Origin of the sequence: Pseudomonas sp. AL10 (genome assembly GCF_029960685.1) — a bacterium.
Taxonomy (GTDB): Bacteria; Pseudomonadota; Gammaproteobacteria; order Pseudomonadales; family Pseudomonadaceae; genus Aquipseudomonas; species Aquipseudomonas lactis.
Window position 1 is genome coordinate 88,130 of the sequence record NZ_JASBQZ010000006.1, and the last position, 15,300, is coordinate 103,429.

Sequence of the window (15,300 nt, forward strand, 5' to 3'; positions counted from 1 at the left end):
CCCTTAACTAGAAGCCCATGCTCAGGTGTTCAGCGATGGGGCCCAACGCCAGTGTCGGCAGGAAAGTCAGGCCGCCCACCAGCAAAATGGTCACGGTCAACAGGGTGACGAACAGCGCACCATGGGTGGGGAAACTGTTCTGGCCAATCGGTGCAGCCTTCTTCATCGCCAGGCTGCCGGCCAGGGCCAGCACCGGGAGGATGTAGCCAAAGCGGCCGATCAACATGCCCAAGCCCAGCATCAGGTTATGGAACGGAGTGTTGGCGCCGAGGCCGGCAAACGCCGAACCGTTGTTGGCACTGGCCGAGGTGTACGCGTAGAGCAACTGGCTGAACCCATGGGGGCCAGGGTTACTGATGGCACCCGCCGGGCCTGGCAGGCTGGCGGCGATGGCACCCAACACCAGCACGCCGACCGGCATCACCAGCAGGGTCACCACCAGCAATTGCACTTCCTTGGCCTGGAGTTTCTTGCCCAGGTATTCCGGGGTGCGGCCGATCATCAAGCCGGCGAGGAACACCGCGATCAACACGTTAAGCAACATGCCGTACATGCCGGCACCGACACCGCCAAAGATCACTTCGCCAACCATCATGTTGACCAGCGCCACCATTCCACTCAGGGGGCTGAGGCTGTCCTGCATGCCATTGACCGAACCGTTGGAGGCCGCGGTGGTGGTCACCGACCACAGCACGGTACCGGTGGTGCCAAAGCGTGTTTCCTTGCCTTCCAGCGGTGCGGTTTGCTCCACCGCCGGATTGTTCAAGGTTGGGTTGGGCTGGTACTCAGACCACAGTGACGTCGCGCCGCCGATCAGGAACAGCGCCAGCATGCACGCGAGGATCGCCCGGCTCTGGCGCAGGTCCTTGACGTAATGGCCGAAGGTAAACACCAACGCCACCGGGATCAGAATGATCGAGGCCACTTCAAACAGGTTGGCCCAGGCGGTCGGGTCTTCAAACGGATGCGCCGAGTTCACGCCGAAGAAGCCACCGCCGTTGGTGCCCAGTTGCTTGATCGCAATCTGGCTGGCGGCCGGCCCCAGAGGAATCACCTGGTCCACGCCCTGCAGCGTGACGGCATCCACATAGTGGGCGAAGGTTTGCGGCACGCCCTGCCACACCAGGAACAGTGCGAGCACCGGGCACAACGGCAGCAGGCCGTAGAGGGTGGCGCGGGTCATGTCGACCCAGAAATTGCCCAGGGTCTGGGCAGATTTACGCCCTATCCCACGGCATAAAGCGACCAGGACCGCGAGACCGGTCGCCGCACTGACGAAGTTCTGCACCGTGAGGCCGGCCATCTGGCTCAGGTAACTCAAAGACGCCTCGCCGCTGTAGTTCTGCCAGTTGGTATTGGTCATGAAACTGACGGCAGTGTTGAACGCCAGGGTCCATTCCTGGCCCGGCAGTTTTTGCGGGTTCAGTGGCAGGGAGCCCTGGAATAACAGGATCGAGAACAACAACAAGAAGCCCGCCAGGTTGAACGCGAGCAAGGCCAGCATGTATTTCTGCCAGCTCTGTTCTTGCTGCGCATCCACGCCCGAGAGGCGGTAACAGGCCTTTTCAACAGGCCCCAATACGGGCGTGAGCCAGGTGCGCTGGCCTTCCATCACCTTGTAGTAGAACCGCCCCAGAAACGGTGCCGGCACCAGTACCACGGCGAAGAAGGCGATGATCAGCCAATAGTCATAACTGTGCATAGCCCGCTCCTAGTTCCGATCCGCGCGTAACAGCGCAACCAGCAGATAAATGAACAGCGCCACGGCCAATAGCAGTGACACCCCGTCCAGAACGCTCATGGAAGTCTCCCCTTCTTGCGGCGATTGCCGCGTGTGGGGGTATTGTCCGCAGGAGCGGTGTAAAGGAACGAGAGCGAGGGCTTGGGTGGGGCGTAAAGATGGCGTAAAGAGTGGGTTTATGCGGGGTTTACAGGGGCCTTATCGGGCAATCACCCAAGGTGCCAGATTAATGATCGAGAGCACATCGAGCATTGCACTGCCACCTTTTGACCCACTGTGTGATTTACAGAGGTGTGAACAAGTCGAAAATCCCCCCTGGCACCGAGGCGATGTTGGGATTTACCTGCGAATCTTTAAGTACCGACACTTGGTACTCAGGTAAGCCCGACCTACCCTCGAAGTGCGACAGCGTTGCCTTGCTCTGGCCTTTTCTCAAGGTCATTTCCAGGGCAGCTTTCATCTGCGCCTCGTCGGTGAATATCGCAAGACCGTGGTTAGGGTCAAAATAGAACCATGTCTTGTTACCATTCGGATCAACTACCACACGGGCCATCAAACCATGGTCAGGGCTGCTGATTAACAAGGTTTTGGTTTCGCTGCTACTGGCCAAATCGGAAATGATATCGGTGTAGGGAACCTGTTTAAGTTCACTAGATTGGTGATATTTAGCTCCGACTTTCTCCTGAAGCCGGCTCAGCTTACTACGGAAGTTTTCGACTTGAGTGCCGCGCAGCTGTTCGGCATCGGCTTTAGCCGGGTCCAGTTTTCGCAACTCTGCAATCTCATGGCGCGTAGGCACGGGGCGCATCGCTTGGCTTAGATTTTCAAGAAAGATGTCGTGTTTGCCCTGTTTGAGGGCTTCCGCCATCAGCGTAGACAGCGCCGCACACTCACCCTCCGACAACAAATCAACGCGGCTGAGGTATAACCCCTGAGGAATACCATTGATCACAATAGGCGGGCGGGCATCTTTAAAGCCGATGTCTTCGCTGAAACGTTTAGAGTTTCGCTTGCTCGCCTGTTCTCTTATTTTTTCCATATGCCTGACCAGGTAACCCATTTGTTCGGATGTGCGTTCGGGTACGAGAGCCAGCTCTGCGACCTGATTGAGAGTCAACTTTTCCGTCAACTCGTCCAACCCGTCCGGCCGCGCTGAGCGATACCCTTTCGCATAGCCTTTTTTATCACTGATGGCCGCATTGATATGGGCTATTTTGAACTTATCGGGCAGGGCTTCCAGGTCCTCTATTCGTTTTGCCAGGCTGCCGAGTTGAGCCGGCGTACGAGGCTGGGCGACGGCAAGACGTTTTAACTGTTCGATGGTCATCGCTGGAGAGTAGCCGTAGACGGCTTGCGGGTTTAACTCTCTCCACCCCCTTGAATACGTGGAGAGATCTTTACTCTTTGCCTCGGCTATAGCGTTAGCGTAGTCAGTGCGAAAGTTAATATTGGGCGGCACAGGAGGCGCCAACGTGTTTGCTATTCTTTCCCACGACAGATAATCAGAGAACCCTTTGATTTCCCCTTTGATTGCACCTTGCTCGGGCTTGAAATCCTTCGCGGTACCATAGGGGCGGCCGCTGATAGGGTCATAGAGCCCCCATTTACCATTCTGAAAGACCGCAGGTCCGTGTAGGGTCTGCTCGCCCACCTTGAATGTACCGTTGGCCACCGCGTCATAACGCTTACTGAGGTTGATCAACTCCGGCGAGCTTAACGTGCTTTTGAAAGAGCGCAGGGTGTCTCTGACGTGGCTGACGCCTTGAGTAATCACTTTGCCCCCGCCCTTAATCAAATCGCCAACGCCACTAAGCGGGTTGAGCTCACCTAACACGGCCGCCCCCATTATCTTGGTGACTTTTAATCCTTTCTGCAGCGCCTTCCCCGTTTTAGCCAGCACTTTCGCCGCTTTGGCGGCGGCCCCGATTCCCGCGGTGATAAAGCCCAGCAAGTCAAAGGCGACATCTGTGATTCCCTCACTGTAGTTCCCGTCTATAAAGTTGACGATTGCCGAGCGAAAAGGAATAAGGTCGAGAAGAAAGTTCATCACCGCTTTCCCCTCCTCTTTATCCTTTTCGACGGACGTCATGCCCATCGCCTCTTTTCGAATGGCAGGATCATCAAGGTTCAATGCTTTCACAACCGAGTCGGCGATGTGGTTAGCCCGCTCGTCGAGGAACAGATACGGTACAGACGGGGTGGACGGCCTTGCCTCATCCAAGGGGTGTCGCTTGGCATCATCCCCCTGCTCTGCTAATACGCCAAGCGGGAGAAATTTTGAAACTGTATTCAAACCATCAATCTGTTTGCTTAACTCTTGAGCGGGGAAGAACTCCTCGACTTTAGAAACTTCGTTCTGAATATACTCAGGCTTGCGCGGAACCGGAGTGTCACTCAGTTTTTTGATCAGACCCTTTTCCGTGTCGAATTCGTAGTTACTGGTAATGCCTTTATATTTTGCCGTTACTATTATCTTTTTACTGGTATGAAACAGCGTATCTTTGACGACTCCAATTTTATAGCTTTTCTCTTGATAATATTGGATTTCGCCAAAAATGAGTTTCTCCTTGTCCTCGGGAGGAAGATTTGTCAAAGCATTGACAATCGATAATTTTTGAACGGTCTTATGCTTAGCCGTTACTGTTGAAAAGGCCTCATCAAAGGCGTTCTTGATATTGCATTCCGGGCGTTTAGTGAACGCGATAAACGTGTCAAGATCAATACCATCGTCCTCTATAATGTTTTTCCAGCGTTCATTCAGGCTCACCCCTTCCATGACGGCATCAAGCATAGAATAAGAAGTTGGAGGAACATAAGACGAATCGCTAAGGGAGACTGAAACGGAGTCGGGTTCGACGAATTTTGGTTCCTCAAATGAAACGTTGTCGCCAAAGGTTTTTCTGAGTAGTTCCAAAGCCATCTCTCGACGGTTTGGCAAGGGTGTGTCCAATAACGTGGAGGCTTTTTGCAGTTCTATTTGCTGATGGTTGAAGGCCTCTTTCGCCTTGTTGATGTCGTCCTGGGTGTAAAGCAAGTCTTGCTTGAGTTCCAGAATGTTATGGGCTACGGCCCAATTGAGCAGTACCCCTGTTTGCGCGGATTCGGGAGCAGGCGCTCGGGTGTCGGCTGCGATCATCACCTCGGCAAAGGTCATATTGGCAGCGCTGCCTGGAGACTGGGCTTCAATGGCAGCAACGGCAATGCACAGGTTTGCCCACGCGAGGCTGCCGTACACCACGCCGTCAGGAATATCCTTCACCAGTAATTGCGGGGCTGCCCGCATCAGCAACAGGTACGCCCCCGCCTTCGCCATCGCCGGTGATGCTCGGCCGGTTTCAATGAGGTGCTGGCTCAGGCCTTCGATGACGGCCGAGAGGGGTTTGCCCCAGTATTTCTTGTCGGTCAGGTCGAAACCGGCTACCCAATTTCGATGCGGCCTTGTGAGAGACTCCGGGTCCAGTGCCAGGTTAAGGAGCGCCAGCGTATAGTCATTGACGCTGATGTCTGTGGAGACGCCACCCAAGTTGGTTTGCATCTCTAATCCCATGGCATGCCCTTGCGGGGAGCCCACGAGTGCCTCCAGCGTCTTCACCGGATCCTGCAATACTTCCTCGGAGAGCGGTTGGCACTTGTTGAGGTAGTCCAGTAGCCCCATCTGAGTACTGGCCATCTGGTCACGTGCAACGGCCCGCACCGTCTGCTGCTCGCGGGCACTCATAGGAATCGGCCAGGACAGACCGCCCCCGAAATTGCCCAACGGGTGTCGCTGGGCCCTTGCAACTGCCGTTTGTGCCAGGGAAAACAACTCTTCCAGGGTCTTGGGCAGAGGCAAGTCATTTTCGATGATGAATGCCTCCAGACTGATCGACTTGCCCGGTTCGCGGATAGATGACTGGTAATGAGCAGAGTCTGGGGCAATCCTCATCGGCGTACTTTTCAAGATGGCCGATATATCCTGCGGCGTGGCATTTTCCGGTAGCGCCTGGCCGGCCTGGTTAAGCTGCTGTGCCAAGTACTGCCAGTTGCTGCGGTCCGCCATCCGTTGCTGCATCACTTGGCGATTGTCCAACTCGCTCAAACGCTCCAGCAGCCATTCATTACGTGCTCGAAGGACGTTGTCGGCGCTGAAATGTGGCGCCAAGGCAGACGCCTGATCCAAGTCCTTGAGTGTTTGCGATCGTTGCCAGAGGTCCGTTTTCCCTATACCGCTATCGTCGTCCAATAGCGCTTGCAGCTCGGTGTTTACCTGCTGCTGCTGGCGTTCGAGCAATTGCGGTACGCCTGCGGCAATGACGTCGGTGGTAAGTGGAACAAGGGTTTGGCTCAGCTCGTTTTCCCAACCAGGCTTGAGGCTTTGCTCGACCGAAATGGGCAAACTCTGCTTGGCCTGTTGCGCGGCATAGGCGTTGTTACTGAGGCGCTGGCGCAAGGCTTGCTGGGCTTTGGCCGGGCTGTCGAACACCTCGTAGCCATCGCGGGGGGTATACAGCACCGTCAGGCCGCGTTGCTCGCTGGGTGGTAGTGCCCTGTTAGTGTCCGAGCGATTGAACGGACGCTGTGTCGACGAACCATCACCACTGGTGATCAGGAAGGCACCTGCCATCAACGTACCGTCGGGCTTTGGCGTATCAAGCTTGAGCGGATACACCCCAGGCCGCTCTCCATCCGGCATGGCATTTTCCCGCGCCTCCAGAGTGGGGTACTCAATCGCTTTGTCGATCAGCGTCTTGGCGGCCGGGAGCATCGTGCCCTCTTCTACCTGAAGCGCTGCAAGGATAGACAACATCTGCCGTTGAATACGCAGTAACTCGCCTTGCCGTGCCTCAGGGTTCGCTTCGCCAGGGCGTGGCTCCGTCCAAAATCGCGCAAGACTCGAGGGCAGTTCTTTTTCGATGGTTTGGGCAATCGACAGCAGGCTAGCGGCAACGTCCAGCTGTTTATTGCGTTCGGCCGGCGCGCCGCCCAGATAAAAACCGGAATCGGTGGTGGCGGGGCCCGTAGAGGCGTGCGAGCCACCGCCCCCCTTGGACGTCTTGAGCGCGTTAAAGAGTGCCTCAGTGGCAGGCTCTACAGAGAGCAATGTGCGCTGCCCCAGCTCATCAGTGTGGTAGCGATGAAAATAGAGTTTAGTAACGTCCAGCGGCGTCTGTTTGTAGAGCGCCGCGGCGAGTTGCTGCTCGATGACGCTCGAAAGTGTCGGCTGCTGGCCCATCAATGCCTGGACTTGCTGATTCAGCGCCCGAAACTGATGAAGCAGCTGAAGGTGTTTTTCGCTTACTTGCCGATCGTTTTTCAAGCCGGCCGGGGTCACGCTGATGGGGGCAATGCCCTCTACGTTAGGAATCGTTGATGGCTCATTTGCCGGCGATCGGGTATTGGCCTCGGGCAATAGAACGTTCTGCGAGGGGGGCAGATCCCGGCGCGCATGAAGAGCAGTCATAGCTGAAGTCATTTTGGGTTTCTCAGATGTAGTAGCCCATGCGTCCCTGACGATTATTTGTGTAACACTCTTCCTGAATGGGCACCGCATAGTGAAAACTGAGCAGTGAACGGTTCCGACCAGATCGACCATTAATCGTAAGTTGGCGTAAATAGACCGCCTCAAACAGCCCATTGACTGCAACCATGTCGTGGACCAACGCATGCACCAGCGTCAGGTCATGACGGATGAACCGACCAGGCTGCCGCCCCCATCTGGTGCGCTTCGGGAAACTTCAAACACAAAACCATCCTCCAAGCGACACTGACGCCGCTTTACGACGTAGCGCCATGGCATGGCACGCCTGCTGCAACACGCTGAACCATTTCCAAACGGTTCAGGGAGCGCAGCAAAATGAACACACAACTCAAACCCACCTTGGGCACCTTGCACCTATGGGGCATCGCCGTGGGGCTGGTGATCTCCGGCGAATATTTCGGCTGGAGCTATGGCTGGGGCGTCGCCGGTACCCTGGGCTTTCTAGTGACCTCGCTGATGGTTGCCGCGATGTACACCTGCTTTATCTTCAGCTTCACCGAGCTGACCACAGCAATTCCCCACGCTGGCGGCCCCTTTGCCTACAGCCGTCGCGCCTTTGGTGAAAAAGGCGGCTTGATTGCCGGCCTGGCCACCTTGATCGAGTTCGTCTTCGCCCCGCCTGCGATTGCCTTGGCCATTGGCGCGTACCTGAACGTGCAGTTCCCGGCACTCGACCCCAAGCACGCCGCCGTCGGCGCCTACATCGTGTTCATGGGCCTGAACATCCTCGGGGTGAAACTCGCCGCCACCTTCGAGTTGGTGGTCTGCGTGCTCGCCGTCGCCGAACTGCTGGTGTTCATGGGCGTAGTCGCCCCGGCGTTCAGCTTCAGCCACTTCGCCCTGAACGGCTGGGCCGGTTCCGACACCTTCGGCGCCCCGGCGATTGCCGGGATGTTTGCCGCCATCCCCTTCGCCATCTGGTTCTTCCTCGCCATCGAAGGCGCCGCCATGGCCGCCGAAGAAGCCAAGGACCCCAAGCGCACCATTCCAAAAGCCTACATCAGCGGCATCCTCACCCTGGTGATCCTGGCCATGGGCGTGATGTTCTTCGCTGGCGGCGTAGGCGACTGGCGCACCTTGTCCAACATCAACGACCCATTGCCACAAGCGATGAAAACCGTGGTGGGCGACAGCTCCGGCTGGTTGCACATGCTGGTATGGATTGGCCTGTTCGGTCTGGTGGCGAGCTTCCACGGCATCATCCTCGGCTACTCGCGCCAGTTCTTCGCCCTGGCCCGTGCCGGTTACCTGCCGTCCTTCCTGGCCAAACTCTCACGCTTCCAGACGCCGCACCGGGCCATCCTCGCCGGCGGCGTGGTGGGCATCGCCGCCATCTACAGCGACGGCCTGATCAACCTGGGCGGCATGACCCTGACCGCCGCGATGATCACCATGGCGGTGTTCGGTGCCATCGTCATGTACATCATGAGCATGCTCAGCCTGTTCAAACTGCGTAAGACCGAGCCGTTGCTGGAGCGCACCTTCCGCGCGCCAGGCTACCCCATCGTGCCGGGTATCGCGCTGGTGCTGGCGGTGGTGTGCCTGGTGGCGATGGCCTGGTTCAATACTTTGATTGGGCTGATCTTCCTGGGCTTTATGGCGGTGGGCTTCATCTACTTCCAGATGACCGCACAAGACCGCATCGATGCGCCGGCGGATGCAATGTTGACCGGACAATAGCGTCTATGAGGCAGAACGGGCCTACACTGAACTACTCAGAAAGCCCGTCACTCAAAGCAGTGGTTACCGTGGGAAAATTTTCCCACGAACCTCTGCCTCAAGGAGCGTCTTATGCCGTGGTATGCATGGTTGATTATGGTAGTAGCGATCGGGTCGATCGTCGGTGGCCTGATGATGCTGCGTGACAGCGCCAACAAGGTGGAACTCACCGACGAACAACGCAAACGCGTAGCCGAGCGCAATGCCCAGGCAGATGCCAAGGATGCGCAGGATCGCTGAATATTGGGTTACTCCCAATCCGCCTTGGCAATATGCAAGCCGTGCTGCCCTTTGTAGGCAGCACGTTCCGGTTGGCTCCAGCCATTGAGCAACTCATCCTCCAGCCGGTAGATCTCCACCCCCAACGGACGACACACCGTCAGTGGATCCTGCGCATCCGGCCCCCACATCGGTAGCGACAAATCCCCGCCTGGGCACGTCGACAACGCACACAGCAAATCAATCTCGGCAAAAAACTCCAGGTAATCGCCCTTCTTCGCCGGACAGGCTTTCATGAAGTACATGTCATCCTGATTGAGCCCGGTGCACTGGAAAATATTCAACACGTCATGCACATCGAATTCCGTCAGTCCATGGGGCAATACCGCACGGGTCAGGTTCGAGTGGCAATGGTGGTGAAAGTCCTCCCCGGTCAGCAAACGGTTCACATAGGGGTCGCACCGCGTGCCCAACAAATCGTGCAAACGCCCACCGTGCTCATCAATGCCGTAGCTGGCCAGGCTGTCATCGGTAATAGTGACCAAGGGCCGTAGAAAAGGCAGGTTCGACCACAACCGATCATGGGTGCTGACATGGGCGCCTTGCAGCTGCCGAGTGCGCGCGGCCCACAAGCGTTCGCGTGGGTCGTTGGCGTTCCAGACATTAAAATCCCCCACCTGCGGCCCCACCGGTGTGGTCACACGGAACACATGCCCGGCCGGCACCTTCCACGCTCTCCCCGTTCGAATCGGCACCTCGAACTGTTCGATCAACGTGCGCTGGGTTTTCTGATCACGAATACGCTCATAGAACGCCGTATCCACCTGCAACGCCGAACCTTTGCTGACCTGGTACGCGGCGGGATAGTCTTTGTACATGGGGCACTCCTCCATCAAGGGCGATCAAACAAGGCGAGAGAAAGGCGTTCCGAGTCATCCAGGTACAGACTCATCGCCTCGCTGGCGGCCTGGGTTTGGTTGCGGGTTAGCAATGTGTATATCTCATGGTCACGCTCCAGCCAGGGTGATTGGAAGCGCTGCTCATCCGGCGCGGCGCAGAACGCCAGGCGTAACTGGGCTATCACCTGAGCGAAGAACTCGTCGAACAACGGGCTGCCCATCAACGCGACGATCTGTTGGTGAAACATAAGACTGTGGGTGGCCACGGCTCGCCAATCTTCGCGCTCCCTGGCCAGGGTGGTGGCGTCGATGGCGTTTTGCATAAGTGTTGATTGAGCGTCCGTCAGCGGGCCGCTTTGGGCTATGGCCTGCAATTCCAGGGTGCGGCGGACGACGAAGAGGTCGCGTACTTCTGCTCGCTCCAAGCGCCGTACCATCACGCCTTTATTGCGGACATAACGAGTTAGACCCTCCTGGCCCAGACGATGCAGCGCCTCGCGGATGGTATTGCGTGAGGCGTTGTAGCCCTTGACCAACTCGGCCTCGACGAGCGACACACCCGGCAGCAGCCGCCCGCCGATGATGGCGGCGCGTAGTTCCAGGGCGATCTGCTCGGCTAAAGATAAAGTGAGTGGCATTGTTACCTCGAGATTGTTGAACAATCACTGAGGAAGAGGTAACCACGTTTCGTGCCAATGCTGCGTCAGTGAGTAAATCGCAAGGTCCGTTAGTTAAAGGAAAGGCCGGTGTATGACCGGCCTTCCGCGCTGTTTTCAGATCCTCAATTAATAACCAGCCTGTCGCGATTCTTTTCCAGCAATGCCTTGCCGATGCCTTTCACTTCCAGTAACTCATCCACCGCCGTGAACGGGCCGTTGCTCTCGCGATAGGCGATGATTGCCTTCGCCTTGGAAGCACCAATGCCGAACAGATCGCGGCGCAGGGTTTCGGCGTCGGCGGCGTTGAGGTTGACCTTGGAAGATTGTTCAGTCTTGGTCATCTGGGTGGAGATGGGGGTTGGGGGCTCTGGCTTGATGGACGGCGCAGCGGTGGTGGCGACGGAGAGGCTGGTGAGGAAGGCGAAGATGAGGGATGAGAGGTAGAGGTTTTGCATTGGTGACGCTCCATGACATCGGTAAGAGAAAAAAGCAGCTTTTCCGAAGCTGCTTTTCAAAATTAGATGATGCTGGGAGAGAGTCAAAAGTGAGTGAGTTACAGAATGTGAGGCGGCAACAGGCACTGCATCTAACTTGCCGCCTGAATGAACGACAGATAGATTGAAAATAGAACAACACGCCGCCTGCTGACCCAGTCATCGTCGCTAATTCATAGCAATCAATATAATTTAACTTCATCTAACCATACAACCTCCCATGAGTAGCGAGAACAATTGCCAGCAACTTAAAAAACCGCCAGAGCGGCAAGTAAAACTGTGCCAAAGACGTCTGTTAAACCTCACGCATACAAAAAACCAAACTGCCCCTTACCCAGGCTCTTGAATATAATGAAAAAATAACCAAAACCTTTAAGTAACAAACATCCGCTTCGACGATTCCAGGCTGTGGCTTCGAAGGAAAAATGCGAAAAATTACTACAAACAGAATAATAAATGCATAGAGTCCGTTAATATACTGGTGGCGATTCATATGCGTGATTACATGCTAGCCAAGTTCGAGTTATTATATCAATATCTTCATACCGAAAACCCAGCGCTAATTCCCTTACACGCGTTTCCGACCAAAATGATATTTCCGATCATACCTAGACGTTACGCAAAAATCTGGCGTATGGTACGAATAGTTAAGATCCAAAAATCAAGAGTATGGGTCTTCGGAAAACAGTTCAATCAGTGCTGACCGACTTGTTTTTCAAAATATTTATTTTCCATGAAGTCCGTGATTGACAATCAGCAGGGGTCAGGTCCGATCGCAAAGGCGTAAAGGTCCGCAGATATTCAATACCCCCTAATGCATCGCATATTTTAGGGGGGATGTGGGGAGTTTCTAACGGACCAAGTATAGGCTAATGCATTAGCATGGTGAAATATTCAGGGAGCCAGCCGACGCTGCTGATAGATCCAGTCGACGATTTCCCCGTCAGGGGCGTAACCACTAACAGTTTCACGCAGAAGCTGTCGGACACGAGCGTAGTCATCATGATCAACTGCGGCCAGCAACTCGGTGAGTTTTTCCTTGAGTACATCCCAAGACAAGTGGTCTTCGTTAGCACTCATAATCATCGGATGTTGCGTAGCGACAACATTGTCACCGATCAACAACTCTTCGTAGAGTTTCTCACCGGGACGTAGCCCGGAAAATTCGATGGAAATATCGCCATGGGGATTTTTGTCAGAACGTACACTTAAACCGGACAGGTGAATCATCTTCTCAGCCAATTCTACAATCTTCACCGGCTCTCCCATGTCCAGTACAAATACATCACCGCCCAGCCCCATAGATCCCGCTTGGATGACCAATTGGGCAGCTTCGGGAATAGTCATGAAATAGCGAGTAATCTTGGGATGAGTCACCGTCAGGGGGCCGCCGGCTTTGATCTGCTTGTGAAACAAGGGGATCACAGAGCCAGAAGAACCTAAAACATTACCGAAACGGACCATAGTAAAGCGTGTTTTGTTGACGTGGGCCTGGGCAGAATCCCCATTGAACAACATAGGTGCAGACTCATGACTAAGGGCCTGCAGCGTCATTTCAGCGAGCCGTTTAGTACTACCCATTACATTTGTAGGTCGAACAGCCTTGTCTGTGGAAATTAAAACAAAATTATCGACACCCGCCATCAACGCAGCTTGAGCGGTGTTCAAGGTTCCAATGACATTATTCAACACGCCTTCTGCAATATTGTGTTCAACCATAGGCACATGTTTATATGCGGCTGCGTGATAAACAGTATTAACGCGCCACGTTCTCATAACATCCAAAATTTTGGATTGATCTCGTACCGATCCGAGAATAGGTAGAAGCCGAACCGATAGCGACTCACGAGTTACACGCTGTTCGAGTTCAGAAAGTATGCTATAGAGATTAAACTCACTGTGCTCATATAACAGCAGTGTCGTCGGTTGCAGTGACAGTATTTGACGGCATAACTCTGATCCAATAGAGCCTCCAGCACCTGTCACAAATACGACTTGCCCTCTAATACAGTGCTCCAATAGTTCGGCCTGAGCAGGAACTGCATCACGCCCTAAAAGATCCGCAATATCGACTTCTTGAATGTCATCAACCTTCACCCGGCCGCTCGCCAGATCCATGAATCCAGGTACGCTACGCACATGAAGAGGAAAGCCTTCCAATAAACCAAGAACTTCACGCCGCCTTCCGCGCGAAGACGAAGGAATGGCCAACAATATTTCCTGAGCACCTGTGATATCGATCATCTGCTGAATATGCTTAGGTTTGTAAACCTGAAGTCCCGAAATGACCCGATCAGCAATACTGGCATCATCATCGATGAATGCCACCGGACGCATTAATCGCCCCATTCGGAGCGCAGCAACCAACTGATTACCAGCTGCACCTGCGCCATAGATAGCAACTTTGGGTAAGCCATCATCGCGACTAGCAAAAGGAACGTGCTGCGCTGCAGCAAACCAGTCACCCAAGAAATATTGACGCATGCCCAACCGCAAGCCACCTACCATAATCAAACTCAACCACCAGTAGTTGAAAATGATCGACCGAGGTACAACATTTTGATGATTGCTATACCAATATACCACTACCCCCAAAATAAGAGAGGATAAACTCACCGCCTTTATTATTGCGATTAACGCATCATTGCCAAAATATCGCATTACGGCGCGATACATGCCAAATCGAATGAACAGGGGTATGGAAATAACCGGACAGCTAAGAAACAGCCATAAATGCTGCCTCACCGGATTACTCATTTCATCAATGCCCAGGCGAACGACAAATGCCAGCCACAGCGCAAACCACACCAGTAAAATGTCCGCAATTACCTGAATCACACGTTTCTGGCGGCGTGGTAGACCCAGTAGCGCTGTTCTAATTTTATCCATAACCCCGTTGTTCGCCCCTTGCACCCTAAGTCAAAAAAATCCCGCAGTGCGTGATCAGAATAAGCAACGTTAGTCTACTGTATTTTGAACCTATACTTAAAGATCATTCCGCTCCAGCGCGCCGGCCCTAAATCGCAAAGCCAACGCGACCAATGGGACATAAGCCAGAAGCACTCCTAGCACGCCGTCTAAAATGGAAAGCCCGACGCACAGTGCAATCGGCAACAGGAAAAATACATTAATGGACAACACTGCAAGCGTCACCGGCAAATGGCTCCCTAGCTGGCGAGAGGCGTGCTGGTAGGCATGACTTCTATGCGCTTCGTATACCTTGTCACCTCGAACCAAACGCCTGACCAGCGTGAATGTCGCATCTACAACGAAAACACCCACTAAAATTAGCCATACCCAAAGCAGCTGAGGAGCGGTCCAGGCTGCATATAGAGACAAAACTCCGAGCATCACCCCCAGAAAACCGCTACCTGCATCCCCCATAAAAATTTTCGCAGGAGGAAAGTTCCAATACAGAAACCCAAAAACCGCACATGAGAGCAGCAAGGGCACACCAATTAGCTCTGTGTAACCCGTTAACCAATAGATCAACGCCGCCCCCAAACAAGCGCATATGGCTTGAACGCTGGCGAGACCATCAATTCCATCCATGAAATTATAGAGATTTAGCATCCATACAAGATACAGCGCGGCGAAGAAATACCCCCCCCAGCTTAAATCCAAGGAAACCCCGAAAATAGATATCGGAGCCAGCCCATTAATCCAGAACAATGCCCAAGCAGCGCCTGCGAAATGACCAATCAGCCTCCAGCGAGCAGCAATATGTCCATGATCATCCAGAAACCCGAGAATAGCGATACCGGCTCCCGTAGCTGATAATGCCCATACCAAATCCCAATCTATAACTCCAGCAGCACCTAAAATAGGTAAAACTGACAAAAAACTAACAACGATCGCCACCCCTCCCCCTCTGGGAGTAGGGACAGAATGAGAACTGCGGGCGTTAGGGATGTCCATTAAGCTCTTCGCCAACGCATACCGTCGCAGAGCACCGGTTAGAATTAAAGAGAGCAACATAACACCAAGTAGTAAAAGCCAAGAGATCATTTGAATAAAATTCCGAAAATCACAGAAAATAAACAGGACACCC

General features: G+C 54.3%; 10 protein-coding genes. 2 read left to right on the forward strand and 8 right to left on the reverse strand.

Features of this window, described 5'->3' with window-relative positions; all coding sequences use genetic code 11:
- Positions 1 to 7: 7 nt before the first annotated feature.
- From kdpA to QK296_RS09095, 3 genes are all read right to left on the reverse strand, one after another.
- The gene (gene kdpA / locus QK296_RS09085; protein WP_282390834.1) at positions 8 to 1,702 is read right to left on the reverse strand and encodes a potassium-transporting ATPase subunit KdpA; all 1,695 of its coding nucleotides are present in this window, start codon (positions 1,700 to 1,702) and stop codon (positions 8 to 10) included.
- A 9-nt stretch (positions 1,703 to 1,711) separates the two neighbouring features.
- Positions 1,712 to 1,801 (reverse strand): K(+)-transporting ATPase subunit F, encoded by a 90-nt coding sequence (gene kdpF / locus QK296_RS09090; RefSeq protein WP_003218754.1) that lies wholly within the window; start codon positions 1,799 to 1,801, stop codon positions 1,712 to 1,714.
- A gap of 223 nt (positions 1,802 to 2,024) precedes the next feature.
- On the reverse strand, positions 2,025 to 7,181 hold the full coding sequence (locus tag QK296_RS09095) for a hypothetical protein (RefSeq protein ID WP_282390836.1): 5,157 nt from the start codon (positions 7,179 to 7,181) through the stop codon (positions 2,025 to 2,027).
- Positions 7,182 to 7,574: 393 nt separating this feature from the next.
- Here QK296_RS09095 and eat point away from each other — a divergent pair, with 393 nt between their 5' ends.
- Both eat and QK296_RS09105 read left to right on the forward strand, forming a co-directional pair.
- A complete protein-coding gene (gene eat / locus QK296_RS09100; protein WP_169855529.1) occupies positions 7,575 to 8,939 on the forward strand; it encodes an ethanolamine permease in 1,365 nt (454 codons plus the stop codon).
- Between the two features lie 111 nt (positions 8,940 to 9,050).
- Positions 9,051 to 9,218: a DUF2897 family protein gene (locus tag QK296_RS09105; protein WP_003172675.1), complete on the forward strand. Its 168-nt coding sequence runs from the start codon at positions 9,051 to 9,053 to the stop codon at positions 9,216 to 9,218.
- Positions 9,219 to 9,226: 8 nt separating this feature from the next.
- Here the strand turns inward: QK296_RS09105 and QK296_RS09110 are convergent, their stop codons facing one another.
- The 5 genes from QK296_RS09110 to QK296_RS09130 all read right to left on the reverse strand — a co-directional run bounded on the left by QK296_RS09110 (position 9,227) and on the right by QK296_RS09130 (position 15,257).
- Positions 9,227 to 10,075: a DUF1989 domain-containing protein gene (locus QK296_RS09110; RefSeq protein ID WP_169855528.1), complete on the reverse strand. Its 849-nt coding sequence runs from the start codon at positions 10,073 to 10,075 to the stop codon at positions 9,227 to 9,229.
- A 14-nt stretch (positions 10,076 to 10,089) separates the two neighbouring features.
- Positions 10,090 to 10,734 (reverse strand): GntR family transcriptional regulator, encoded by a 645-nt coding sequence (locus tag QK296_RS09115; RefSeq protein ID WP_169855527.1) that lies wholly within the window; start codon positions 10,732 to 10,734, stop codon positions 10,090 to 10,092.
- Between the two features lie 143 nt (positions 10,735 to 10,877).
- On the reverse strand, positions 10,878 to 11,210 hold the full coding sequence (locus QK296_RS09120; RefSeq protein WP_044272981.1) for a ComEA family DNA-binding protein: 333 nt from the start codon (positions 11,208 to 11,210) through the stop codon (positions 10,878 to 10,880).
- A 933-nt stretch (positions 11,211 to 12,143) separates the two neighbouring features.
- Complete coding sequence (locus QK296_RS09125; protein ID WP_044272980.1) at positions 12,144 to 14,138, reverse strand: nucleoside-diphosphate sugar epimerase/dehydratase; 1,995 nt, start codon at positions 14,136 to 14,138, stop codon at positions 12,144 to 12,146.
- A gap of 96 nt (positions 14,139 to 14,234) precedes the next feature.
- Positions 14,235 to 15,257: a glycosyltransferase family 4 protein gene (locus QK296_RS09130; protein ID WP_169855526.1), complete on the reverse strand. Its 1,023-nt coding sequence runs from the start codon at positions 15,255 to 15,257 to the stop codon at positions 14,235 to 14,237.
- Positions 15,258 to 15,300: the final 43 nt, after the last annotated feature.